The following is a 22,854-nucleotide window of genomic DNA, read 5'->3' as shown; positions in this document are numbered from 1 at the left end:
TGTGTTCGCGTGCCACCGATTCCCCCGTTGCCGCACACGCCACCGGCCACCGCCGTACGGTGGGTGACGGTGGCACAGATCATGGGAGCCGTGGGCGAGGCCTGAGCGTGGTCAGCACCCTCGCCCGCGAATGGGGCGCGAGCCGCACAGGACGGGCAAGACCGTCTGGTTCGAACTCACGCCGCCGCGTCGCTGAGCCGTCCCGAGCGGCCGGTCGCCGGTGCCGCCGGGAGTCCGAGTCCTTCGCACGTCCAGTGAAGGAATGGGCGGGGCGCTTGTGGCCGTGCTCCGTGCGCGGTAGACCGTACGAGCCCGTCACCGCCGACGGGCCGTACGTCGTCGCACCTGGGGAGACGCGCATGAGCGTGACGAGTCGGTACCGGAACGCCTGGGAGAGCTTCTGGAGCGAGGCACCCGAGGGCCCGGGGGCGGTGTTCTGGGACGCGGAGCCGATGCTGACCGCCGGGCGTCACCTGGCCCACTTCGAGCCGCACGTCGTCGACCCCGGCCTGCCCATGATCGACCTCGGCTGCGGCAACGGCACCCAGACCCGCTACCTCGCCGAGCGCTTCGGGCACGTCGTCGGCGCCGACCTGTCCGCCGCCGCCCTCGGCCACGCCCGCCGCGCCGACCCCGCCGACCGGGCGGCCTACCGGCAACTGGACGCCGCGGACAAGGCGGAGGCGGAGACACTGCACGCCGAGCTGGGCGACGCCAACGTCTACGTACGGGGCGTCCTGCACCAGTGCGAGCCGGACGACCGGCAGCCACTGGCCGACGCCCTCGCGGCATTCCTCGGCGCGCGCGGCCGGGCCTTCCTGGTGGAGCCCTCCCAAGCCGCCGGGACCGTCCTCATGGGGCTGTTCCAGGGGCCCGACGGCCCACCGGCCAAGCTCGCCCCGGTCCTCCGGCACGGCCTGACCCCCGGCGTGGTCCCCGACGACGCGGTACCGGAGCACCTCCGTGCCGCCGGACTCACCGTCCTGGCGAGCGGTGAACTCCCGCTGGTCACCACCGAGTACACGATGGACGGGACGCGGATCGAGCTGCCGTCGGCGTGGGTGGTGGCGGGCAGGGCGAAGTGACGGCGGCCGAACGCCCCACACCAGGCATTGGTCTGGGCCGGTGAGAGTTTTCCACAGGCCTGGCTGGGGGTCGGCGCCACCGCGTAACGTGGCGCAGCATGAAGATCCTCATCAGTGCCGACATGGAAGGCGCCACCGGTGTCACCTGGCCGGCCGACGTGCTGCCGGGGACTCCGCAGTGGGAGCGGTGCCGGTCGATGTTCACCTCGGACGTGAACGCGGCCGTGCTGGGCTTCCTCGACGGCGGGGCCGACGAGGTACTGGTCAACGAGGCGCACTGGACCATGCGCAACCTGCTCCTGGAGCAGCTCGACGAGCGGACGCAGATGCTCACCGGCCGGCACAAGGCACTGTCCATGGTGGAGGGCGTCCAGCACGGGGACGTGGACGGCATCGCCTTCATCGGGTACCACGCGGGTGCCGGCATGGAGGGCGTCCTCGCGCACACCTACCTCGCCAACCAGATCACCGGTGTCTGGCTGAACGACGTACGGGCCAGTGAGGGTCTGCTCAACGCGCACGTCGTCGCCGAGTACGGGGTGCCCGTGGTGCTGGTCACCGGGGACGACGTGGCCTGCGAGGACGCGCTCGGGTACGCGCCCGAGGCGCTGAAGGTCGCGGTCAAGGACCATGTGTCGCGGTATGCCGCCGTGTGCCGTACGCCGGCCAGGACCGCCGCCGACATCCGGGCGGCCGCCAAGGAGGCGGCGGCGCTCGCGGTGCGGCACGAACCGGTGAGCGGCGGGCCCTTCACCGTCGCCGTGGAGTTCGACGCCGAGCACCTGGCGGCCGCCTCGACCGTCGTGCCGGGTGTGGCCCGTATCGGCGAGCGCAAGGTGGCGTACACCCACGACACCATGTTCGAGGCGATCCGTGCCTTCAAGGCGGTCACCACGATCGTCTCGGCCGCCGTGGAGGAGCAGTATGGCTGAGCAGCAGTCCGGGCAGACGGGCGCACAGGCGCTGGACGAGGTCGTGCGGTTCACGTCCGACCTCATCCGGATCGACACGACCAACCGGGGCGGCGGCGACTGCCGGGAGCGCCCGGCCGCCGAGTACGCCGCCGCGCGGCTCGCCGAGGCCGGGACCGAGCCCACGCTGCTGGAGAGGACCGAGGGCCGGACCAACGTCGTCGCCCGCATCGAGGGCACCGACCCGTCGGCCGGCGCGCTCCTCGTGCACGGGCACCTGGACGTGGTGCCCGCCGAGGCCGCCGACTGGAGCGTGGACCCGTTCTCCGGGGAGATCCGCGACGGGGTCGTGTGGGGTCGCGGCGCCGTCGACATGAAGAACATGGACGCGATGATCCTGGCCGTCGTGCGCGACTGGGCCCGGCAGGGAGTACTGCCCCGGCGGGACATCGTGATCGCGTTCACGGCGGACGAGGAGGCCAGCGCCGAGGACGGCTCCGGCTTCCTCGCCGACCGGCACGCCGCCCTGTTCGAAGGCTGCACCGAGGGCGTCAGCGAGTCGGGGGCGTTCACCTTCCACGACGGCGCCGGACGGCAGTTCTACCCCATCGCCGCCGGTGAGCGGGGCACGGGCTGGCTCAAGCTCACCGCGCGCGGGCGGGCCGGCCACGGGTCCAAGGTGAACGGGGAGAACGCGGTCACCCGCCTCGCCGCGGCGATCACCCGCATCGGCGACCACGAGTGGCCGCTGCGCCTCACCCCGACCGTCCGCGCCGCGCTGAGCGGACTCGCCGCCGTCTACGGCATCGAGACCGACCTGGACGACGTCGACGCGCTGCTGGAGAAGCTGGGACCCGCGGCCAAGTTGGTCGAGTCCACCGTCCGCAACAGCAGCAACCCGACCATGCTGGAAGCCGGTTACAAGGTCAACGTCATCCCCGGGGAGGCCGTCGCGTACGTCGACGGGCGGTTCCTGCACGGCTGCGAGGACGAGTTCCGCGCCACCCTCGACCGGCTCACCGGCCCGGACGTGGACTGGGAGTTCGCCCACCGCGAGGTCGCCCTGCAGGCGCCGGTGGACTCGCCGACTTACGCCAGGATGCGCGCGGCCGTCGAGGAGTTCGCCCCGGAGGGGCACGTGGTGCCGTACTGCATGTCCGGTGGGACGGACGCCAAGCAGTTCTCCCGGCTGGGGATCACCGGGTACGGGTTCGCGCCGCTGAAGCTGCCCGAGGGCTTCGACTACCAGGCCCTGTTCCACGGCGTCGACGAACGCGTCCCCGTCGAGGCGCTGCACTTCGGCGTCCGCGTCCTCGACCGGTTCCTGCGCACCGCCTAGCGGACAGGCCCCGGGCCCGCCCGACGAGTAACTGCCCGACGAGTAACTGGAGGAGAAGTGGGGGAGTCGGTGCAGACTCTGTCGTACGGATCGTGGCCCTCGCCCGTCGACGCGGCCCTCGCCGCCGCGCACGACGGACGGCCGGACGACGTGGGCCTCGTCGGCGACGAGGTGTGGTGGACCGCGCCCCGGCCCGCCGAGGGCGGCCGGCGCACGCTGGTGCGGCGGTACCCCGACGGCACCGAGGAACCGGTGCTGCCCGCGCCGTGGAACGTGCGCAGCCGCGTCCTCGAGTACGGCGGCCGGCCCTGGGCCGCGCACATGACCGGCGCCGGGCCGCTGGTCGTCTTCGTGAACTTCGCCGACCAGCGGCTGTACTCCTACCGGCCGGGCGGCGGCGAACCGCGTCCGCTGACGCCCGTCTCCCCGGTGGGCGGCGGACTGCGCTGGGCCGAGCCGGAGCCCCGTCCCGAGTACGGTGAGGTGTGGTGCGTCCTGGAGGAGTTCACCGGCGACGGGCCCACCGACGTGCGCCGGGTACCCGTCGCGGTGCCGCTGGACGGCTCGGCGGCCGACGACCGGGCCGCGGTGCGCGAACTCACCGGCGAACGCCACCGGTTCGTCACCGGGCCCCGCCTCTCGCCCGACGGGCGGCGCGCGGCCTGGCTCGCCTGGGACCACCCGCGCATGCCCTGGGACGGCACCGAGCTGCTCGTGGCGGAGGTCGGCCCCGACGGCACCTTTCTGGACGCCCGATCCGTCGCCGGCGGGCCCGAGGAGTCGATCGCCCAGGTCGACTGGGCGCCCGACGGCGCCCTGCTGTACGCCTCCGACCGCACCGGCTGGTGGAACCTCTACCGCGACGGACGGGCGCTGTGCGCGCGGGAGGAGGAATTCGGCGGACCGCTGTGGAAGCTCGGGCAGCGCTGGTTCGCCCCGCTGGACAGCGGCCTGATCGCCGTCGTGCACGGCCGCGGCGCCACCGCCCTCGGCATACTCGACCCCGAGACCGGTGAAGTCGTGGACGCGGTGGGCCCCTGGACCGAGTTCGCCGCGACCCTCGCCGTCCACGGCGAGCGCGTAGTGGCCGTCGGCGCGAGTCCGCGCAGCGCCTTCGAGGTGGTCGAGCTGGACACCCGAACCGGCCGGGCCCGGGTGATCGGCGCCCCGCACGAGGACGCCGTGGACCCGGCGTACTACCCCGAACCGCGCAGCCGCACCTTCACCGGTCCCGATGGCCGCGAGATCCACGCCCACATCCATCCGCCGCACAACCCCTGCTGCCGTGCCCCGGAGGGCGAGCTACCGCCGTACGTGGTCTGGGCGCACGGTGGCCCCACCAGCCGGTCGCCCCTCGTCCTTGACCTGGAGATCGCCTATTTCACCTCCCGCGGCATCGGCGTCGCGGAGGTCAACTACGGTGGCTCCACCGGGTACGGCCGGGAGTACCGCGACCGGCTGCGCGAGCAGTGGGGCGTGGTCGACGTCGAGGACTGCGCCGCCGTCGCCCTCGCCCTCGCCGAGGAGGGCGCCGCCGACCGGAAGCGGCTCGCCGTGCGGGGCGGCAGCGCGGGCGGCTGGACCGCCGCCGCCTCCCTGGCCACCACCGACGTCTACGCCTGCGGCACCGTCATCTATCCGGTCCTCGACCTGACCGGCTGGGCCACGGGCGGGACCCACGACTTCGAGTCGCAGTACCTGGAGAGCCTGATCGGACCCCACGCCGAGGTGCCCGACCGGTACCCCGAGCGGTCGCCCGTCACCCACGCCGACCGGGTCACCGCACCGTTCCTGCTGCTCCAGGGGCTGGACGACGTGATCTGCCCGCCCGTGCAGTGCGAGCGGTTCCTCGCCCGCATGGCGGGCCGGGGGGTGCCGCACGCGTACCTCGCCTTCGAGGGCGAGGGACACGGATTCCGGCGGGCGGCGACCATGGTGCGCGCCCTGGAGGCGGAACTCTCCCTGTACTCCCAGGTCTTCGGCCTGAACGTGCCGAACGTCCCCGCCCTGGAGCTGACCCGATGAGACCCCTGAACCGGCCGGCCCGGCTCGCCCCCGGCGCCCGGGTGGCCGTCGTCGCGCCCAGCGGGCCCGTGCCCGAGGAGCGGCTGGAGGCGGGCCTGGACGTGCTGCGCGGCTGGGACGTCGACCCGGTCGTCGCACCGCACGTCCTGGACCGGCACCCCTCCTTCGACTATCTCGCCGGCACCGACGCCGACCGGGCCGCCGACCTCCAGGCCGCCTGGTGCGACCCGTCCGTGGACGCCGTGCTGTGCGCCCGCGGCGGGTACGGCGCCCAGCGCATGGCCGACCTGCTCGACTGGGAGGCGATGCGCGCGGCCGGGCCGAAGGTCTTCGTCGGCTTCAGCGACATCACGGCGCTGCACGAGGCGTTCGCCACCCGGCTGGACCTGGTCACCCTGCACGGACCGATGGCCGCCGGGGTCGACTTCCTCAAGAACGCACGGGCGCAGGAGCACCTGAAGGCCACCCTGTTCGCACCGGAGACGGTCCGCGTGATCGCTTCCGGCGGCACGCCCATGGTGCCGGGCCGGGCGCGGGGCGTCACCCTCGGCGGCTGCCTCGCCCTGCTCGCCGCGGAACTGGGCACCCCGCACGCCCGCTCCTCCGCGCACGGCGGGCTGCTGTGTCTGGAGGACGTGGGGGAGGAGACGTACCGCCTGGACCGCTACCTCACCCAGTTGCTGCGGGCCGGCCTGCTCGACGGGGTCGCCGGGGTGCTGCTCGGGTCCTGGCAGGAGTGCGAACCTCCGGAACGGCTGCGGCCGATGCTGGCCGACCGGCTCGGCGGCCTCGGCGTGCCGGTGGCCGAGGACTTCGGCTTCGGGCACTGCGAGGGCGCGCTGACCGTCCCGTTCGGCGTGGCGGCGGAACTCGACGCGGACGCGGGCACCCTCACGCTGGACGAACCGGCCCTGCGCTGAGGCCGCGTCCCGCACCCGCCCGTCGTAGGCTGGCGGAATGCCGCACAACGCGTCCCGCCACCTCGCCGAGGGCCCCCGCGTGGGCATCAGGCACTTCGCCTACGAGGACGGCGCCGAGTTCACCGCCCGGGCCAGGGAGAGCAAGGACCTGCACCACCCGTGGCTCTTCCCGCCGGACAGCGTCCAGGCGTACGAGGCCTACGCGGGCCGGCTGATCGGGGATCCCACCAAGGCCGGATTCCTCATCTGCGAGAAGGACGCGGGCAGGCCGGACGGTGGCTCCATCGCAGGGTTCGTCAACATCAACAACATCGTTCACGGCGGCTTCCTCAGCGGCGCGCTCGGCTACGGCGCGTTCGCCCACGCGGCCGGGCGGGGGCTGATGCGCGAGGGCCTGGACCTCGTCGTGCGGTACGCCTTCGGACCGATGCGGCTGCACCGGCTGGAGATCAACGTGCAGCCGGGCAACGCCGCGTCCATCGCGCTGGCCCGTGCCTGCGGCTTCCACCTGGAGGGCTTCTCGCCGCGGATGCTGCACATCGACGGCGCCTGGCGGGACCACCAGCGCTGGGCCATCACCGCCGAGAGCGTGACTTCCGGTTGATCTTCACCGTGTCCAGGTCCGTCACCGCCGACCTCAGATCGCGGAAACCGTAGCCCAGCGCGCGCAGCGCCGTCTCCGCCCGGTCCTCGGCGACCGCGCCCGCCATCTCCTCGCCGTCCACCGCGTCGGACACCACGACGTACCGCATCGAGAAGTGCTTCAGTGGCGAGGACTCGTACGACAGCGAGCCCTCCCGCGTGAACCGCATGCTCGCCAACCCGTGGTCCGCCGCCCCGGCGAGCAGCCGGGTCCGTGCCTCCTCGGTCAGCCCCTCCCAGGTGCCCCGGACGATCACCCGGTAGGTGTGCCGCTCACTCACGTGCCGCTCCCTCGCGCTCGCCCGCCGACCGCCCGACAGCACGTCGGCCCCGCACCGACGCCCATCGAATATCGGTGGGCGCCCTGTTCAGCGGGCCCCCGAACGGCTTCCATGGGGAAGCGTGACGACGATCCGACGTGACGTACTGACGCTGCCCGCCGCCCCGCTGGGACCGGACAACCCCCTGCCGCCGCTCCGTCCGCTGGACGAGGCTCACCGCATCGACGAACGCGACCGGGCCGGCCTGCCCCGCGACATGGCCCGCCAGGTCGGCTACGAACCACTGCGCAGCCTGCTGCCCGCGCCCGTCCGGGACGGCTACGGGCGGGTGCGCGAACCTCGCGAGTTCGACGCCCTGGTCATCGAGAACGACCGGCTGCGGGCCACCGTCCTGCCCGCCCTGGGCGGCCGCGTCACCTCCCTCTTCCACAAGCCGACCGACCGTGAACTGCTCTACGTCAACCCGGTCCTGCAGCCCGCGAACTTCGCCCTCAACGGCGCCTGGTTCTCCGGCGGCATCGAGTGGAACATCGGCGCCACCGGACACACCACCCTCTCCTGCTCACCAGTGCACGCCGCCCGCGTCCCCGCCCCCGACGGCGGGGAGATGCTGCGTCTGTGGGAATGGGAGCGGCTGCGCGACCTGCCCTTCCAGGTCGACCTGTGGCTCCCGCGGGACTCGGACTTCCTGCACGTCGGCGTCCGCGTCCGCAACCCGCACGAGCGCCCCGTGCCCACGTACTGGTGGTCCAACATCGCCGTCCCGGAGGACCGCCGCGTCCTCGCGCCCGCCGACGAGGCCTGGCTCTTCGGCTACGAGCGGCGGCTGCGCCGCGTCCCCGTCCCCACCTACGACGGAGCCGACCGCACGTACCCGCGCAACAGCGCGTACGCCGCCGACTGGTTCTACGAGGTGCCGGACGGCCGGCGGCGCTGGATCGCCGCGCTCGACGAACACGGGCACGGGCTGGTGCAGACCTCGACGGACGTGCTGCGCGGCCGGAAGCTGTTCGTGTGGGGCACGGGACCGGGCGGGCGGCGCTGGCAGGAGTGGCTCACCGAACCCGGCACCGGCGGCTACTGCGAGATCCAGGCCGGGCTCGCCCGCACCCAGCTGGAGCACGTCAAGCTGGAGGCGGAGAGCGAGGTGTCCTGGCTGGAGGCGTACGGGCCGCTCGACGCGGATCCGGAAGGGGAATGGCACACCGTACTGGGGGGAGCCGAAGACCGGCTGGAGGCGGTCCTCCCGCGCACCGGCGTGGACGCGGCGTACGAGGCCTGGCGCCCCCACGCGGACGCGGAGCCGGGCGAGCGCCTGGCCACCGGATCGGGGTGGGGCGCCCTCGAAGTGCTCCGCACGGGCTGGAAGCTGCCCGGAACCCCCTTCGAGGAGACCACCCTCGGTGACGAGCAGCGGCCCTGGCTGCACCTCCTGCACGCCGGGTCGCTGCCCGAGCCCGACCCCGGCGCACCGCCCGGGGGCACGCTGGTCGCCCGGCCCTGGCGGGACATGCTGGAGACCACGGCCGCCACGCCCGTCGCCGAGTACCACCTCGGTGTCGCCCAGTGGCACGAAGGCGACCGGGCGCAGGCGGTGCGCAGCTGGGAGCGCGGCCTGAAGAACGCCGCCGCCCGCTGGCCGCTGCTGCGCTGCCTCGCCGTCGCCGACCAGGAGGACGGCCATCACGAGCGGGCCGCCGACCGGTACGCGCAGGCCTTCGACGACCTGTGCGCACAGGTGCCGGACTGGGCGGAAGGCTCCCCGCGCGCGGGCGGCGCGTCCGGTGGGGGCGAGGCGGGCGCTCGGGAGGCCCTGCCCGGTTCCGGCGGCGACACGTCGTGGACGGCCGCCACGGCAGCTCTCGGCGGCGAGGCCATCGGGGCGCTGCTCGCGGTGGGGCGCACGGCGGACGCCCGCGCCGTGTGGGAGAGGCTGCTTCCCTCCGTCCGGGCCCGTGGCCGGTTCCGGCTGACCGAGGCGGCACTGCTGGCCGCCGAGGGCCGGCGTTCGGAGGCACGGGCCGTCTTCGACGAGGGCTTCGAGGTAGCCGACCTGCGGGAGGGCGACGAGAGCATCGGCCGGCTGTGGGCCCGGCTCTTTGGCGAACCGCTCCCATCCCACCACGACTTCAGGATGCGGCCGGGCGGGGATTGAGCCCCGCCCGGCCCGGCGCTACGCCCGCCGGTCCACGTACTCGTAGATCACACCGTCCGGGTGGCGGGCGATCAGATTGCGGCCGGCGGGCGTCGGAACCGGTCCCGCGATGATGTCCGCACCCAGCGAGCTGAGGACACGATGGGTCTCCTCGACGTCCGTCACGGCGATCGTCGCGGTCACCTTGCGCAGTACCTCGAGCTGGGACTCGGGCCCGCTCATCAGCAGGAAGCAGCCGACCGCGGCGACTTGGACGCCGCCGCGTTCGAATCGGAGCGCCTGGCCGCCGGCCAGGCCTTCGTAGAAGGGGATCACCTTCTCCAGGTCGTCGACATAGATGCGCAGTGTGGCTCCCAGAATGTCCATGCCGACGAGCCTAGTTGGGAGCGGAGCGGCCGGGTCCACGGTCCCGCCCATGGAAACCGGGCCCGAGGGTACCCGCAACGCATGGACCGCATGGATCACTTGGAACACCTGGACAAGCATCTGGTCGAGGAACTGGCGCAGGTGGCACGCGAGACCGTGCGCGACGAGCTGCGTCAACAGACGCGGAAGCAGCGCCGCAAGGCCACGCTGTACGCCGCGTCCGGTGCCGCCGCCCTGTACGCCGGGGCGGCCCTCGCGCTCACCGTGGGCCTGGCCCTCGCCGTCGGCCTGCCGGACTGGGCCGCCGCACTGATCACGGCCGCCCTCCTGGGCGTCGCGGCGTACCTGCTGCGCGGTGCGGCCCGGCCGGGGTCCGTCCACCGCCCGGGACACGACCACACACTCGGTGGTGACGCGCCGAGCGCGCCGCCGAACGGGCTGGGCGTGCCGTACCCGCCGATGCCGCCGGTCGCGCCCGGCGGTGCCGGCGGCGCGACCGGCGCCCCGGGGGCGGGCACGCCCGCACCGGGCGCCACCGGGCCCGTGGCGCCGCGCCGGGACGACATCGACCCCGAGGCTCGGCAGCGCCGCGGCTGACCGGTCGCGGGACCTGACAGCACGGCACCCCCCGAACGCGGTTCGGGGGGTGCCGGCCTGCGCGGGTCAGGCGCTCTGCTGCAACTGCGGCAGCACCTTGGTGCGGTAGAAGTCGAAGAAGCCGCGCAGATCGGGACCGATCTGGTTGACGTAGACCCGGTCGAAACCGGCGTCGGCGAACTGCCTGAGCTCCGCGACGTGTTCGTCCGCGTCGTCGCCGCAGACCCGGCTGTCGCGGACCATGTCCTCGGTGACCAGGGTCTGCGCCTGCTCGAAGTGCTTCGGCGAGGGCAGCACCTGGCCCAGCTCGCCCGGCAGCAGCTCGTTGGCCCACAACCGGTGCACGGTCCGTACCGCCTCGTCCCGGTCGGTGTCGTAGCAGACCTTGGTACCCCCGCTGACCAATTTCCCGCCGCCCCCGCCCTTGCGGTACTGCTCCACCATCGAGCTGTCCGGCATCATCGTGATGTAGCCGTCGCCCACCCGCGAGGCGAGCTTGGTCGCCGCCGGGCCGAAGCCGGAGATGTCGATCGGGACGGGCTCGTCCGGGACGGTGTAGAGGCGGGCGTTCTCGACCGTGTAGTGCGTGCCGTGGTGGTTGACCTCCTCGCCGGTGAACAGCCGGCGCATGATGAGGATGGCCTCCTCCAGCATCTCCAGGCGTACGTGCGCGGCCGGCCAGGCGTCTCCGAGGATGTGCTCGTTGAGCGCCTCTCCGGTGCCGACGCCGAGCCGGAAGCGGCCGTCCGTCATCACCGCGCTGGTCGCTGCGGCCTGCGCCACCACCGCCGGGTGGATGCGCACGGTCGGGCAGGTCACGGCCGTCTCGACGGGCAGGGACACCGCGTCGGACAGGGCGCCGATCACCGACCACACGAAGGGGCTCTGCCCCTGCTCGCCGTTCCACGGGTGGTAGTGGTCCGAGATCCACAGCGCCTGGAAGCCGGCCTGCTCGGCCATCCGCGCCTGTTCGATCAGCTCCGCGGGGCCGTACTGCTCGCACGAGAGGAAATAGCCGTACTCGGGCATGGGGGGTTGCCTCCGGTATGGGGCGGGTGGGTCCGGGGGCGAGTACCCGGGCGTACGAGGGGAAACCGGGGTCCGGCGGCCGCCCGCCGGACGTTTGGGCGCCCTGGTCAAGGGGACGCGGAAGGCTCCCGAGGTACGCGACAGCCCGGAGGCGAACCGTGAGCCGACCCCGCATCGTGATCGTCGGTGCCGGCTTCGCCGGGTACCGGACGGCCCGCACCCTGTCCCGGCTCACCCGGCACCAGGCCGACATCACCCTGCTCAATCCGACCGACTACTTCCTCTACCTGCCCCTGCTGCCGCAGGTCGCCGCCGGAATCCTGGAACCGCGCCGGGTGAGCGTGTCCCTGTCGGGCACCCTGCCGCGCGTGCGGCTGGTGCTCGGTGAGGCCGACGGCATCGACCTCGACGGGCGCACCGTGCACTACACGGACCCGGAGGGCGGCGAGGGCGCCCTGCGCTACGACCGGCTGGTGCTCGCCGCGGGAAGTGTCAACAAGCTGCTGCCCATCCCCGGCGTCGCCGAGCACGCGCACGGCTTCCGCGGGCTGCCGGAGGCGTTGTACCTGCGCGATCACGTGACCCGGCAGGTGGAGCTGGCGGCGGCGGCCGGCGACCGCGCGGAGTGCGCCGCCCGGTGCACCTTCGTCGTGGTCGGCGCGGGATACACCGGCACCGAGGTCGCCGCGCACGGCCAGATGTACACCGACGCCCAGGTCCGCAGGCATCCGATGCGCACCGGCATGCGGCCCCGCTGGATGCTGCTGGACGTGGCGGAACGGGTGCTGCCAGAGATGGACGAGCGCCTCTCCCGCACCGCCGAGCGGGTGCTGCGGCAGCGGGGCGTCGACGTGCGGATGGGGACCTCCGTGAAGGAGGCCACGCACGACGGTGTCCTGCTGACCGACGGTACGACCGTGGACACCCGCACGCTGGTGTGGTGCGTGGGCGTGCGGCCCGACCCGCTGGTGGAGTCCCTGGGGCTGCCCATGGAACGCGGCCGGCTCCTCGTTGACCCGCACCTCCAGGTGCCGGGGCGGCCCGAGCTGTTCGCGTGCGGTGACGTGGCCGCCGTGCCCGACCTGAGCCGGCCCGGCCAGTACACGCCGATGACCGCGCAGCACGCCTGGCGGCACGGCAAGGTCTGCGCGCAGAACGTCACCGCGTCGCTCGGCATCGGTGGTGAGCGACGGGCCTACCGGCACCGTGACATGGGGTTCGTCGTGGACCTCGGCGGCGCCAAGGCCGCAGCCAACCCGCTGGGGGTGCCGATGTCCGGCCCGGCGGCGGGCGCGGTCACCCGGGGCTACCACCTGGCGGCGATGCCGGGCAATCGCGTGCGGGTGGCCGCGGACTGGCTGCTCGACGCGGTGCTGCCCCGGCAGGCCGTGCAGCTGGGTCTCGTACGGTCCTGGTCCGTGCCCTTGGAGTCGGCGTCGCCGGAGGTGGCCCGGGTGCCGGGACGGCCGGACAGCGACGCGGCCGGCGGCCCGGCGGACGGCGCCCGCGCCGGGGCCCGGTCCGGCGGCGATTCGGCCGCGGGGCGATCAGGGGCAGGTGCCGGGGCTGGGGAACACCGGCCTGATGGTGAGCCCGCGCAGGGGCGACGAAGTGAGTCCGCCGCGAATCAGCCGGGCCGTGAGCCCGCGAAGAACCAACCGGGTGGTGAGCCCGCCAAGGCGCAACCGGGCGGTGAGCCGTCGAAGAATCAACCGGGCCCGGAGCCGGCGAAGAACCAGCCCGCCGAGAACCGGCCCGCCAAGAAGCAGCCCGGCGAGGCGCACGCCGCCGCTGGCGGTGCCGGCCGGCACCGCCGCCCCGCCGAGGCGGCCGAGTCCCGTTCGGACCGCGCGCCGGGCGAGCCCCGCAAGGCCTCTGAGCCACCCAGGGCGGCCAAGCCCGCCGCCACGCCCAAGCCCTCCGTCATGCCCAAATCCTCCAGGCCACCCGGAGCCCGGGTCCCCGGCGCGCCCGCGCCGAGCCGCTCAGCCCGCCCGCCCGCCGACCCGGAACCCGAACCCCCGGCGAACCAGCCGCCTCCCGGACCCGACATCGCCCCCGGCCCCGTCAAGCGAACCGACGGCCGCGCCGCGGAAGGAGACTCATGAACACCGGTGAACTCGTCGACCTCGGACAGCAGTTGCGCGTCGACAGCGTGCGGGCGTCCGCCGCCGCGGGCTCCGGGCACCCGACGTCCTCGATGTCCGCCGCGGACCTGATGGCCGTACTCCTCGCCAACCACCTCCGCTACGACTTCGAGCGCCCCGCCCACCCCGGCAACGACCGCTTCGTCCTGTCCAAGGGACACGCGTCTCCCCTCCTCTACTCCGCCTACAAGGCGGCAGGCGCCATCGACGACGAGGAACTGCTCACCTTCCGCAAGCTGGGCAGCCGCCTGGAGGGGCACCCCACCCCGCAGCGGCTGCCGTGGGTCGAGACGGCCACCGGTTCGCTCGGCCAGGGGCTGCCCGTAGGCGTGGGCATCGCGCTGTCCGGCAAGCGGCTGGACCGCACCGACTACCGAGTGTGGGTGCTGTGCGGCGACAGTGAGATGGCCGAGGGGTCGGTGTGGGAGGCCGCGGAGCACGCCGGGTACGAGCAACTCGACAACCTCACCGTGATCGTGGACGTCAACCGTCTCGGCCAGCGCGGTCCGACCCGGTACGGCCACGACCTCGACGCGTACGCGCGCCGCTTCCGGGCCTTCGGCTGGCACACCGTCGAGATCGACGGCCACGACGTGGACGCCATCGACCGCGCGTACGGCGAGGCCCTGTCCACCAAGGGCCAGCCCACGGCCGTCATCGCCCGCACCCTCAAGGGCAAGGGCGTCGAGGCCGTCGAGGACCGCGAGGGCCAGCACGGCAAACCGCTGCCGGAGGCGGAGGAGGCCATCGCCGAGCTCGGCGGCCCGCGCGACCTCCGCGTCCGGGTGCAGGATCCCCCGGCGGCGCGGGCACTGCACTCCGCCGGCACCGGGGAGGTCGAACTGCCCCGCTACGACAAGGACGACGAGGTCGCCACCCGCAACGCCTTCGGCGAGGCGCTCGCCGCGCTGGGCACCGCCCGCGGCGACGTCGTGGCCCTCGACGGCGAGGTCGGCGACTCCACGCGCGCCGAGTTCTTCGCCAAGGAGCACCCCGAGCGCTACTTCGAGTGCTACATCGCCGAGCAGCAGATGGTCGCCGCCGCGGTCGGGATGGCGGCGCGCGGCTGGGTGCCGTTCGCCACCTCCTTCGCCGCCTTCCTGACCCGGGCGTACGACTTCGTGCGCATGGCGTCCGTCAGCGGCTCCGGCATCAACCTCGTCGGCTCCCACGCGGGCGTCGCGATCGGCCAGGACGGTCCCAGTCAGATGGGTTTGGAGGACATCGCGATGATGCGGGCCATCCACGGTTCGACGGTGCTGTACCCGTGCGACGCCAACCAGACCGCCCGGCTCGTCGCCGAGATGGCCGGTCTGGAGGGCATCCGCTACCTGCGCACCTCGCGCGGCGGCAGCAAGGTCATCTACGGCCCCGACGAGGAGTTCCCCGTCGGCGGCAGCAAGGTCCTGCGCTCCTCCGACCGCGACCGGCTCACCGTCGTCGCGGCCGGCGTCACCGTGCACGAGGCGCTCGCCGCGGCCGACGCACTGGAGCAGGACGGCATCCGGATCCGGGTGATCGACCTGTACTCGGTCAAGCCCGTCGACCGGGCCGCTCTGCGCCGGGCCGCCGAGGAGACCGGCTGCCTGCTGACCGTGGAGGACCACCGCAGGGAGGGCGGCATCGGGGACGCGGTCCTCGACGCGTTCGCCGACGGGCGGCCCGTGCCCCGCCTGGTCCGGCTCGCCGTCGAGACGATGCCCGGTTCCGCGAGCCCGGCGGAAGAGTTGCACGCTGCCGGGATCGACGCCGAGTCCATCGAGGCGGCCGGGCGGATGCTCGTGGAGCAGGCGATCGTCCGGTGAGCCGGGACGCCGTACGGACCGTCCGGGCCGGGCGGCGCACGGTGGAGGTGCACCGGCCGGACAAGGTGCTGTTCCCCGGGGGCGAGGGCGGCGCCGAGGAGTACACCAAGGCCGACCTCGTCGACTACTACCGAGCCGTCGCCCCCTTCGTGCTGCCGCACCTGCGGGGCCGTCCGCTGATGCTGGAGCGGCATCCGGACGGTGTGGACGGCCCCCGCTTCATGCAGAAGAACACCCCGGAACACTATCCGGACTGGATCGGCCGCGTGGAAGTGGGCAAGGAGGGCGGTACCGTCCGCCACACCGTCTGCGACGACACCGCCACCCTCCTCTACCTCGCCGACCAGGCCGCCCTCACCCTGCACCGCTGGCTGTCCCGAGTCGGGGACGTGGACCGGCCGGACCGCATGGTCTTCGACCTCGACCCGGCCGGCGACGACTTCCCGGCGGTCCGGGAGGCGGCCGGGCTGCTGGGCGAACTGCTCGACGAGCTGGAGCTGCCTTCGGCGCTCATGACCACCGGGTCCCGGGGGCTCCACGTGGTCGTGCCACTGAGCGGTAGTCACAACGTCGACGAGGTACGGGAGTTCGCTCGGGACGTCGCCGAAGTGCTGGTCGCGGAACGTCCCGACCGTCTCACCACCGCCGCCCGCAAGAAGGACCGGGGCAGCCGGCTCTACCTCGACATCCAGCGCAACGCCTACGCGCAGACCGCGGTCGCCCCCTTCACCGTCCGGGCCCTGCCCGGCGCTCCCGTCGCCACCCCGCTCCCCTGGGACCAGTTGGACGACCCCGCGCTGCACGCCCGCCGCTGGACGATCGCGGACGCCGTCGACCAGGCGCGTACCCGGCCCTGGGCCGGAATCACCGGCCGCGCCCGGAGCCTGGGCCCCGCCCGGCGGCGGCTGGATTCCGTGCGCGGCTGAGCCGGCCGCGGTGCGGGGGCCGGGTGCGGGGCACATGCCTGCGCCGGTGGAGGTTTGGCGAACACTCTTGCGGCCACACGGAGGGGGAGGTGGCCATGTCGAACACGAACAACACGTCCGAATCGCAAGGCTCACAACAGAGTTCACACAGTTACACGGAAGCGAAGTCACAGAAGTCACAAGACTCGCAGGAGTCGCGTCGGCCCCGGCCGATGGAGGTGCTGCGTGAGGCACGCGCCCAACTCGCGGACCTCACCGGCATGACAGCGGAGACCGTGTCGTCCTTCGAGCAGACGGAGGAGGGCTGGTCGCTGGAGGTCGAGGTGCTCGAGCTCGAGCGCGTGCCCGACACGATGAGCCTGATGGCGAGCTATCAGGTGGAGCTCGACTCCGAGGGGCAGCTCACGGGCTACCGACGCGTCCGGCGTTACGAGCGTGGCCGGGCCGACTCGCGCGGCGGCCGTTAGGCCGTCCGGCCGGCCCGACCGCACCCACACCCGTACACACACCCACAGACAAGAGGGAGGAACAGCTGGCATGACTGTCGTACCGGCACAACAGACCGGCGGCGGAGGCGGCAGCAGCGGCCTTTACGATGTGCTTGAGCTTGTTCTGGACAGGGGGCTCGTCATCGACGCATTCGTGCGCGTCTCCCTGGTCGGCATCGAGATTCTGAAGATCGACGTTCGCGTCGTCGTCGCCAGCGTCGACACCTATCTGCGCTTCGCCGAGGCGTGCAACCGGCTCGACCTGGAGGCGGGGCCCCGCAAGGACCCGGGCCTGCCCGACCTGGTCGGGGAGATGACCGAGTCCGGCGCCCGCGGCAAGTCCAAGGGGGCGCTGTCCGGCGCCGCCGAGACCATTTCCGACGCGTTCAACCAGGCCCGTGACGAGAGCGGCTCCGAGCGCGAGACCGCGTCCCGTCCCAAGGCCCGCAAGGCCGCGCCCTCGCGACGTAAGGAGGAGCAGGAGTGAGTACCTACGTCTACGGCATCACCGCCGTCTCGCACCCCTCGCTCCCCGAGGGACTGACCGGCGTCGGCGACCCGCCGGGCCGGGTGCGCGTCCTCAAGGCGGGCGGGCTGGCGGCCGTGGTGAGCGACGCGCCCGAGGGGCTGCGCCCCAAGCGCCGGGAACTGCTCGCCCACCAGACCGTCCTGAGCGAGGTGGGAGCGGCCGGCTGTGTGCTGCCGATGCGCTTCGGCAGCGTCGCCCCGGACGACGACGCGGTCACCTCGGTGCTCGCCGAGCGGGCGGAGCACTATCGGGAACGCCTCGGCGCGCTGGACGGCCGGGTGGAGTACAACATCAAGGCCAATCACGTGGAGGAGGCCGTCCTGCACCACGTGATGGCCGAGAGCCCGGAGATCCGGGCCCTCGCCGAGGCCAACCGGCAGCAGGGCGGCGGGAGTTACGAGAACAAGATCCAGCTCGGCGAGATGGTCGCGGCCGCGGTGAAGGACAAGGAGGCGCAGGACGCCACCGCGCTGGAGCGGGCCCTGGAGCCGGCCGCCGACGCCGTGAGCACGGGCCCCGACTCCACCGGCTGGCTGGCCAATGTGTCGTTCCTGGTGAACCGGGAGGCGGCCGAGGAGTTCCTGGCCGCCGTGGAGCGGGCCCGCACGGACATGCCGCACCTGGAGGTGCGGGTGAACGGTCCGCTGCCCCCGTACAGCTTCGTCGAGCCCGGCCCGGCCGAGCCCGCGGGCACGGCGGCCGGCGGAATGGACGTCGGAACGGAGTGAGGACGTGGGACTCATCTCCGAGGTCCTGCTGCTGCCGTTCGCCCCGGTGCGCGGCAGCGCCTGGGCCATCAGACAGGTGCTGAACGAGGCCGAGCGGATCTACTACGACCCCGCCACGGTCCGAGCCGAACTGGCCCGCCTGGAGGAGCAGCTGGAGGCCGGTGAGATCACCGAGGAGGAGTTCGACCGGCAGGAGGACGAGCTTCTGGACCGGCTGGAGATCGCTTCGCGCACGAGCGCGGGATTGGGCAACGGGACGGCACCATGAACCGAGTCGGACTGGGCCTCGCAGTAGGGGCCGGATATCTGCTGGGACGCACGAAGAAGCTGAAACTCGCGGTCGCCGTGGGCACCATGATGGCCGGCAAGAAGCTGAACCTGACGCCGAAGGGCATAGCGGAGCTGGTCAACTCGCAGCTGCAGAACAACCCCCATTTCAAGGAGATCGGGGACCAGCTGCGCACGGACCTGCGGGGCGTCGGCAAGGCGGCCTCGGGCGCGCTGGTCGAGCGGCGGATCGACGCGCTCGCCGACCGTCTGCACGGGCGCACGGCACAGGTTCGCGACCAGCTCTCCGGCGTGACGTCCCGGGCGCCGGGCGTCGGGACCGATGCCTCGCGCGACTCCGAGGCCTCGGAGGACTCGGAGCCGTACGACGAGTACGAGGAGTACGCGGACGAGGGCGGTCGCGGCGACGAACGCCACGACGCCGAGCCTCGCGACGAACGCCACGACGAGGAGCCCGACGAGCACGAGGGGCGGCGCGAGCGAGCCGCGAAGAAGGTCCCGCCCCAGGCGCGGAAGGCGGCCAAGAAGGCACCCGCGAAGCAGGCCGCTGCCGGGGCCCCCGCCGAGAAGGCGGCCACGAAGCGGGCCCAGCCCGCCAAGAGGGCGGCCGGCAAGAAGGCCGCGGGGACCAGGGGCGCCGCCCGCGGTGCCACCGGCCGGCAGTCGAAGGGCGGCGGTGAGCGATGACAGACACCCTCGGTTCCGCGGCCTCCACGGCGGGCAAGGCCGCGAAGAAGAATCCCTTCGCCGACGTGGCGCGGAGCGCGGCGGCCGACCGTCTCAAGGCGGAGGCGCAGGACTACCTCGCCGCCCAGGCCACGCGGCTGCTGACCGGCGTCGGCACCAAGCTCGGCGAGACCACCGGCAAGCTCAACGACATCGCCGAGGGCAACAGCCCCGGCTTCGCCGAGCTCGCCCTGGACGGCGGACGCAAGCTCGCCGAGGGCAAGAGCCCGGTGCGGGCCGCGTTCGAGGTGGGGGCCGGCAAGGTCAAGGACAACGTGGTCGGCGCCTTCAAGAACCTCGGCGGCGGCAAGGACCGGAAGAAGGGCGGCGGCGGTCGGAAACCGACGGTCATCATCGAGTACGTCGACGTCGGCGTGCCGCTGCGTACCGCCTACGACCAGTGGACCCAGTACCAGGACTTCAGCACGTTCGCCAAGGGCGTCAAGAGCGCGAACCGCGCCGACGACACGTCCTCGGACTGGCAGCTGAAGATCTTCTGGTCCAACCGCAGCTGGAAGGCGAAGACCACCGAGCAGGTCCCCGACGACCGGATCTCCTGGACGTCGGAGGGCGCCAAGGGCACCACCAAGGGCGTCGTCAGCTTCCACGCGCTCGCCGACAGCCTTACCCGCGTGATCCTCGTCATCGAGTACTACCCCAAGGGCCTCTTCGAGAAGACCGGCAACATGTGGCGCGCGCAGGGACGCCGGGCCCGTCTCGACCTCAAGAACTACGTCCGCCACATCACCCTCAAGGGCGAGGCCGACGACGGCTGGCGCGGCGAGATCCGCGACGGCGAGGTCGTCCGCAGCCACGAGGACGCTCTCGCGGAGGGGGACCAGGAGGCACAGCGCCCCGCGGCGGAGGACGAGGCCGGCTACGACGAGGAACCCGAGGGTGAGTACGGGGAACAGCCCGGGCCCGAGAGCGGGTACGAGGACGAGGAAGAACCCGAGGGCGAGGAAGAGGAAGTACCCGGGGACGAGTACGAGGAGGAGGACGAGGAAGCCGGAGAGGACGAGTACGCGTCCCGTGACGAGTACGACGTGTACGACGAGCACGAGGACGCCGACCGCGGGAGCCGTCGATGACCACACCCAGCCGGCTGCCCGATCCCTATGGCCAGGGACAGAGCGCCAATCTCGCCGACATCCTGGAGCGGGTGCTCGACAAGGGAGTCGTGATCGCGGGCGACATCCGGATCAACCTGCTCGACATAGAACTGCTCACCATCAAGCTGCGGCTCGTCGTCGCCTCCGTCGACAAGGCCAAGGAGATGGGCATCGACTGGTGGGAGAGCGACCCCGCACTCTCCTCGCGCGCCCGGCACGACGAGCTGACCCGGGAGAACGCCGCACTGCGCGAACGCCTGCGCGAACTGGACCCGGGCCGCGTTCCGAGGGAGGCACCGTGACCGGACTGCGGTACGTCTACGCCGTCTGCCGCCCCTTCGGCGCGGCTCTCCAGTCCCAGCTGACCGGGGTGGCGGGCGACCCGCCCCGGCTGCTGCCCCACGGCGACCTGGTCGCCGTCGTCAGCCACGTCCCGGAGGCCGACTTCAGCGAGGAGGCGCTGCGCGCCCACCTGGAGGATCTGGACTGGCTCGCCGGGACCGCCCGCGCCCACCAGCAGGTCATCGACGCGCTCACCGCCGTCACCACCCCGCTGCCCCTCAGGCTGGCCACCGTCTTCCGGGACGACAGCGGCGTGCGCGTGATGTTGGAGGAGCGCGAGGAATCCTTCCGGCGCACGCTCGACCGGCTGGAAGGGCGCGTGGAATGGGGCGTCAAGATTTATGTCGAGGCGGGCCCCGTCCAGGCCGCCGGACAGGCCGGGCCCGCCCCGAAGCCCGCCTCGGGCCGGGACTACCTGCGGCAGCGGCGCCGGCAGACGCGGGCGAGCGACGACCTGTGGAGCAGGGCGGAGGAGTTCGCGAACCGCCTGCACGAGACGCTGTCCTCCCGGGCCGACGACGCCCGCCTGCACGCGCCGCAGAATCCCAACCTTTCCGGTGCCGCCGGACGGAACGTCCTCAACGCCGCCTATCTGGTGCGGCGCGAGGTGTCCGAGGAATTCGTGGAAACAGTGGACCGGACCAAGGACGATGCCCCCGGAATCCGGGTCGAACTCACCGGGCCGTGGGCGGCTTATTCATTCGCCGGTGAGGAAGGACCGAGGGAGGGATCATGACCGTCGTCGAACGCCGCGAGATCGCCCTCGTGGACCTCCTCGACCGGCTGCTGGCCGGTGGCGTCGTCATCACCGGCGACGTCACTCTGCGCATCGCGGACGTCGACCTGGTGCGCATCGACCTCAACGCGCTGATCAGCTCGGTCAACCGCAATGTCCCGTCGCCGTTCGGAGACTGATAGACGTGACCGAATCCCGCAAGCGTCTCGACCTGGAGCCCGACACCGTCGAGCGCGACCTGATCAAGCTGGTGCTGACCGTCGTCGAGCTGCTGCGCCAGCTCATGGAGCGCCAGGCGCTGCGCCGCGTCGACGAGGGCGACCTGAGCGAGGAGCAGGAGGAGCGGATCGGGCTGACCCTGATGCTCCTCGACGACCGCATGACCGAACTGCGCGACCGCTACGGCCTGCGGCCCGAGGACCTGAACCTGGACCTCGGGCCGCTGGGACCGCTGCTGCCCCGGGAATGAGCCCCGGAGCCGGGAAGCCGCTGCCCCGGGAGTCGGCCTCCCGGGGCAGCGGCTTCGTCATCCGTCGTTCACCACTTGTACCAGCGGCCCCTTCCGCCGCCGGCCGTCGTCCCGCGGGCCAAGAAGCCCACCAACCACAGGACCAGGACTGCCAAGGCAATCCACCAGAGAATCTTCACGGCGAATCCGGCGCCGAAAAGAACGATTGCGAGAAGCAGTACGAGCAGAAGCGGAACCATAATGTTGAACCTCCTGTCGTACTGGTTTCCCGGAATTTACCGATCAGGCGTGGATCGGGCTTCCTTTCGGCACAGAATTTCTCCGTGCAGGACGCTGAACCAGCCGTCCGGCCGCTCTCCCCATTCCCGCCAGGCCGCCGACACGGCCCGCAGCTGCTCCGTCGTCGCGTGGCCGCCCCCGGTGGCTCGTTCCGTGTACGCCGACGCCAGGGTGCGGTCCGCCCACAGACCGCTCCACCACTCCCGCTCGTCGGGGGTGGAGAAGGTCCAGGTGGCGGAGGTCGCCGTGATGTCCGTGAACCCCGCTTCGAGGGCCCAGGCCTTCAGCCGCCGTCCCGCGTCCGGCTCGCCGCCGTTGGCGCGGGCCACCCGGCGGTACAGGTCCAGCCAGTCGTCCATGCCCGGGGAGGCGGGGTACCAGGTCATGGCGGCGTAGTCGGAGTCGCGCACGGCGACGATCCCGTTCGGCTTCGCGACCCTGCGCATCTCGCGCAGGGCCCGCACCGGGTCGCCCACGTGCTGGAGCACCTGGTGGGCGTGGACGACGCAGAACGTGTCGTCCGGGTAGTCCAGCGCGTGCGCGTCCGCGACGGCGAAGCCGGTGTTGGCGAGCCCGCGCCCGGCTGCCGTGGCCCGGGCCCGCTCCACGATCTCCGGGGCCCGGTCGACGCCGGTGACGTGCCCGTCCGGAACCAGTTCGGCCAGGTCCGCGGTGATGGTGCCCGGGCCGCAGCCGACGTCCAGGATCTTCATGTGGGGCTTGAGCGACCCGAGCAGATGCGCCGCGGAGTTGGCGGCGGTGCGCCAGGTGTGCGAGCGCAGCACGGACTCGTGGTGCCCGTGCGTGTAGACGGCGGTCTCCTGCGGCTTCGGCATGCTGGGCCCCTCTTCCGGCTCTCCCGACGGTGTGGTCACCGTACGACCATTGCCGGATTATGAGACGGCCGTATCACAGTGTGGTCTGAGGGA

General features: G+C 72.7%; 26 protein-coding genes. 21 read left to right on the top strand and 5 right to left on the bottom strand.

Features of this window, described 5'->3' with window-relative positions:
• Positions 1-359 precede the first annotated feature (359 nt).
• The 6 genes from IE142_RS11230 to IE142_RS11205 all read left to right on the top strand — a co-directional run bounded on the left by IE142_RS11230 (position 360) and on the right by IE142_RS11205 (position 6,884).
• Complete coding sequence (locus IE142_RS11230; protein ID WP_191885601.1) at positions 360-1,085, top strand: class I SAM-dependent methyltransferase; 726 nt, start codon at positions 360-362, stop codon at positions 1,083-1,085.
• Positions 1,086-1,183: 98 nt separating this feature from the next.
• A complete protein-coding gene (locus IE142_RS11225; RefSeq protein ID WP_043377914.1) occupies positions 1,184-2,017 on the top strand; it encodes a M55 family metallopeptidase in 834 nt (277 codons plus the stop codon).
• On the top strand, positions 2,010-3,335 hold the full coding sequence (locus IE142_RS11220; protein ID WP_191885600.1) for a M20/M25/M40 family metallo-hydrolase: 1,326 nt from the start codon (positions 2,010-2,012) through the stop codon (positions 3,333-3,335). Before IE142_RS11225 ends, IE142_RS11220 begins: the two co-directional genes overlap by 8 nt.
• A 69-nt stretch (positions 3,336-3,404) precedes the next feature.
• The gene (locus tag IE142_RS11215) at positions 3,405-5,360 is read left to right on the top strand and encodes a S9 family peptidase (protein ID WP_229830352.1); all 1,956 of its coding nucleotides are present in this window, start codon (positions 3,405-3,407) and stop codon (positions 5,358-5,360) included.
• Positions 5,357-6,280: a S66 peptidase family protein gene (locus IE142_RS11210; RefSeq protein ID WP_191885598.1), complete on the top strand. Its 924-nt coding sequence runs from the start codon at positions 5,357-5,359 to the stop codon at positions 6,278-6,280. The genes IE142_RS11215 and IE142_RS11210 overlap by 4 nt, the downstream gene beginning before the upstream one ends.
• A gap of 37 nt (positions 6,281-6,317) precedes the next feature.
• The gene (locus tag IE142_RS11205) at positions 6,318-6,884 is read left to right on the top strand and encodes a GNAT family N-acetyltransferase (RefSeq protein ID WP_191885597.1); all 567 of its coding nucleotides are present in this window, start codon (positions 6,318-6,320) and stop codon (positions 6,882-6,884) included.
• Here IE142_RS11205 and IE142_RS11200 read toward each other — a convergent pair.
• Positions 6,856-7,203: a DUF6204 family protein gene (locus tag IE142_RS11200; RefSeq protein ID WP_191885596.1), complete on the bottom strand. Its 348-nt coding sequence runs from the start codon at positions 7,201-7,203 to the stop codon at positions 6,856-6,858. The genes IE142_RS11205 and IE142_RS11200 overlap by 29 nt on opposite strands.
• 121 nt (positions 7,204-7,324) lie before the next feature.
• Between IE142_RS11200 and IE142_RS11195 the strand changes: the two genes are divergently transcribed.
• On the top strand, positions 7,325-9,358 hold the full coding sequence (locus IE142_RS11195) for a DUF5107 domain-containing protein (protein WP_191885595.1): 2,034 nt from the start codon (positions 7,325-7,327) through the stop codon (positions 9,356-9,358).
• Between the two features lie 18 nt (positions 9,359-9,376).
• On the opposite strand, the gene IE142_RS11190 is transcribed toward IE142_RS11195, so the two are convergent.
• Positions 9,377-9,724 (bottom strand): VOC family protein, encoded by a 348-nt coding sequence (locus tag IE142_RS11190; protein WP_043377903.1) that lies wholly within the window; start codon positions 9,722-9,724, stop codon positions 9,377-9,379.
• A gap of 81 nt (positions 9,725-9,805) precedes the next feature.
• Between IE142_RS11190 and IE142_RS11185 the strand changes: the two genes are divergently transcribed.
• Positions 9,806-10,321 (top strand): phage holin family protein, encoded by a 516-nt coding sequence (locus IE142_RS11185; protein WP_191885594.1) that lies wholly within the window; start codon positions 9,806-9,808, stop codon positions 10,319-10,321.
• 66 nt (positions 10,322-10,387) lie between these two features.
• Here IE142_RS11185 and IE142_RS11180 read toward each other — a convergent pair whose 3' ends face one another.
• Positions 10,388-11,350 (bottom strand): LLM class F420-dependent oxidoreductase, encoded by a 963-nt coding sequence (locus IE142_RS11180; protein ID WP_043377901.1) that lies wholly within the window; start codon positions 11,348-11,350, stop codon positions 10,388-10,390.
• 158 nt (positions 11,351-11,508) lie between these two features.
• On the opposite strand from IE142_RS11180, the gene IE142_RS11175 reads away from it, so the two are divergent.
• From IE142_RS11175 to IE142_RS11115, 13 genes are all read left to right on the top strand, one after another.
• Positions 11,509-13,458: an FAD-dependent oxidoreductase gene (locus IE142_RS11175; RefSeq protein ID WP_191885593.1), complete on the top strand. Its 1,950-nt coding sequence runs from the start codon at positions 11,509-11,511 to the stop codon at positions 13,456-13,458.
• On the top strand, positions 13,455-15,302 hold the full coding sequence (locus tag IE142_RS11170) for a transketolase (RefSeq protein WP_191885592.1): 1,848 nt from the start codon (positions 13,455-13,457) through the stop codon (positions 15,300-15,302). The genes IE142_RS11175 and IE142_RS11170 overlap by 4 nt, the downstream gene beginning before the upstream one ends.
• Positions 15,299-16,228 (top strand): non-homologous end-joining DNA ligase, encoded by a 930-nt coding sequence (gene ligD / locus IE142_RS11165; protein WP_191885591.1) that lies wholly within the window; start codon positions 15,299-15,301, stop codon positions 16,226-16,228. Before IE142_RS11170 ends, ligD begins: the two co-directional genes overlap by 4 nt.
• 95 nt (positions 16,229-16,323) lie before the next feature.
• Complete coding sequence (locus IE142_RS11160) at positions 16,324-16,695, top strand: gas vesicle protein GvpO (RefSeq protein ID WP_191885590.1); 372 nt, start codon at positions 16,324-16,326, stop codon at positions 16,693-16,695.
• Positions 16,696-16,765: 70 nt separating this feature from the next.
• The gene (locus IE142_RS11155) at positions 16,766-17,203 is read left to right on the top strand and encodes a gas vesicle structural protein GvpA (RefSeq protein WP_191885589.1); all 438 of its coding nucleotides are present in this window, start codon (positions 16,766-16,768) and stop codon (positions 17,201-17,203) included.
• Positions 17,200-17,973 (top strand): GvpL/GvpF family gas vesicle protein, encoded by a 774-nt coding sequence (locus IE142_RS11150; RefSeq protein ID WP_191885588.1) that lies wholly within the window; start codon positions 17,200-17,202, stop codon positions 17,971-17,973. The genes IE142_RS11155 and IE142_RS11150 overlap by 4 nt, the downstream gene beginning before the upstream one ends.
• 4 nt (positions 17,974-17,977) lie before the next feature.
• The gene (locus tag IE142_RS11145; protein WP_191885587.1) at positions 17,978-18,241 is read left to right on the top strand and encodes a gas vesicle protein GvpG; all 264 of its coding nucleotides are present in this window, start codon (positions 17,978-17,980) and stop codon (positions 18,239-18,241) included.
• The gene (locus IE142_RS11140; RefSeq protein ID WP_191885586.1) at positions 18,238-18,948 is read left to right on the top strand and encodes a DNA primase; all 711 of its coding nucleotides are present in this window, start codon (positions 18,238-18,240) and stop codon (positions 18,946-18,948) included. The genes IE142_RS11145 and IE142_RS11140 overlap by 4 nt, the downstream gene beginning before the upstream one ends.
• Positions 18,945-20,078 carry an SRPBCC family protein gene (locus tag IE142_RS11135; RefSeq protein WP_191885585.1) on the top strand — a complete coding sequence of 378 codons (1,134 nt, stop codon included), beginning with the start codon at positions 18,945-18,947 and terminating at the stop codon, positions 20,076-20,078. Before IE142_RS11140 ends, IE142_RS11135 begins: the two co-directional genes overlap by 4 nt.
• Positions 20,075-20,401: a gas vesicle protein gene (locus IE142_RS11130; protein WP_191885584.1), complete on the top strand. Its 327-nt coding sequence runs from the start codon at positions 20,075-20,077 to the stop codon at positions 20,399-20,401. Before IE142_RS11135 ends, IE142_RS11130 begins: the two co-directional genes overlap by 4 nt.
• Entirely contained in the window at positions 20,398-21,177 is a 780-nt protein-coding gene (locus tag IE142_RS11125) for a GvpL/GvpF family gas vesicle protein (protein WP_191885583.1), read from the top strand. The genes IE142_RS11130 and IE142_RS11125 overlap by 4 nt, the downstream gene beginning before the upstream one ends.
• The gene (locus IE142_RS11120) at positions 21,174-21,356 is read left to right on the top strand and encodes a gas vesicle protein (RefSeq protein ID WP_003972471.1); all 183 of its coding nucleotides are present in this window, start codon (positions 21,174-21,176) and stop codon (positions 21,354-21,356) included. The genes IE142_RS11125 and IE142_RS11120 overlap by 4 nt, the downstream gene beginning before the upstream one ends.
• A 5-nt stretch (positions 21,357-21,361) precedes the next feature.
• Positions 21,362-21,646 carry a gas vesicle protein K gene (locus IE142_RS11115; protein WP_107063936.1) on the top strand — a complete coding sequence of 95 codons (285 nt, stop codon included), beginning with the start codon at positions 21,362-21,364 and terminating at the stop codon, positions 21,644-21,646.
• A gap of 68 nt (positions 21,647-21,714) precedes the next feature.
• Here the strand turns inward: IE142_RS11115 and IE142_RS11110 are convergent, their stop codons facing one another.
• Complete coding sequence (locus IE142_RS11110) at positions 21,715-21,885, bottom strand: hypothetical protein (RefSeq protein WP_043377884.1); 171 nt, start codon at positions 21,883-21,885, stop codon at positions 21,715-21,717.
• A 36-nt stretch (positions 21,886-21,921) separates the two neighbouring features.
• Complete coding sequence (locus IE142_RS11105; protein ID WP_191885582.1) at positions 21,922-22,761, bottom strand: class I SAM-dependent methyltransferase; 840 nt, start codon at positions 22,759-22,761, stop codon at positions 21,922-21,924.
• Between the last annotated feature and the right edge of the window lie 93 nt (positions 22,762-22,854).

It is taken from the genome of Streptomyces mutabilis (genome assembly GCF_014649815.1).
GTDB classification, from domain to species: domain Bacteria; phylum Actinomycetota; class Actinomycetes; order Streptomycetales; family Streptomycetaceae; genus Streptomyces; species Streptomyces mutabilis.
This window is presented reverse-complemented; position numbering and strand designations above follow the sequence as displayed.

Coding starts and splice junctions, on each gene's coding strand:
- IE142_RS11130 (WP_191885584.1), top strand. CDS start 20,075: ATGACCACACCCAGCCGGCTGCCCGATCCCTATGGCCAGGGACAGAGC.
- IE142_RS11210 (WP_191885598.1), top strand. CDS start 5,357: ATGAGACCCCTGAACCGGCCGGCCCGGCTCGCCCCCGGCGCCCGGGTG.
- IE142_RS11220 (WP_191885600.1), top strand. CDS start 2,010: ATGGCTGAGCAGCAGTCCGGGCAGACGGGCGCACAGGCGCTGGACGAG.
- IE142_RS11230 (WP_191885601.1), top strand. CDS start 360: ATGAGCGTGACGAGTCGGTACCGGAACGCCTGGGAGAGCTTCTGGAGC.
- IE142_RS11185 (WP_191885594.1), top strand. CDS start 9,806: ATGGACCGCATGGATCACTTGGAACACCTGGACAAGCATCTGGTCGAG.
- IE142_RS11190 (WP_043377903.1), bottom strand. CDS start 9,724: ATGGACATTCTGGGAGCCACACTGCGCATCTATGTCGACGACCTGGAG.
- IE142_RS11105 (WP_191885582.1), bottom strand. CDS start 22,761: ATGCCGAAGCCGCAGGAGACCGCCGTCTACACGCACGGGCACCACGAG.
- IE142_RS11155 (WP_191885589.1), top strand. CDS start 16,766: ATGACTGTCGTACCGGCACAACAGACCGGCGGCGGAGGCGGCAGCAGC.
- IE142_RS11225 (WP_043377914.1), top strand. CDS start 1,184: ATGAAGATCCTCATCAGTGCCGACATGGAAGGCGCCACCGGTGTCACC.
- IE142_RS11140 (WP_191885586.1), top strand. CDS start 18,238: ATGAACCGAGTCGGACTGGGCCTCGCAGTAGGGGCCGGATATCTGCTG.
- IE142_RS11135 (WP_191885585.1), top strand. CDS start 18,945: ATGACAGACACCCTCGGTTCCGCGGCCTCCACGGCGGGCAAGGCCGCG.
- IE142_RS11180 (WP_043377901.1), bottom strand. CDS start 11,350: ATGCCCGAGTACGGCTATTTCCTCTCGTGCGAGCAGTACGGCCCCGCG.
- IE142_RS11205 (WP_191885597.1), top strand. CDS start 6,318: ATGCCGCACAACGCGTCCCGCCACCTCGCCGAGGGCCCCCGCGTGGGC.
- IE142_RS11110 (WP_043377884.1), bottom strand. CDS start 21,885: ATGGTTCCGCTTCTGCTCGTACTGCTTCTCGCAATCGTTCTTTTCGGC.
- IE142_RS11120 (WP_003972471.1), top strand. CDS start 21,174: ATGACCGTCGTCGAACGCCGCGAGATCGCCCTCGTGGACCTCCTCGAC.
- IE142_RS11170 (WP_191885592.1), top strand. CDS start 13,455: ATGAACACCGGTGAACTCGTCGACCTCGGACAGCAGTTGCGCGTCGAC.
- IE142_RS11160 (WP_191885590.1), top strand. CDS start 16,324: ATGTCGAACACGAACAACACGTCCGAATCGCAAGGCTCACAACAGAGT.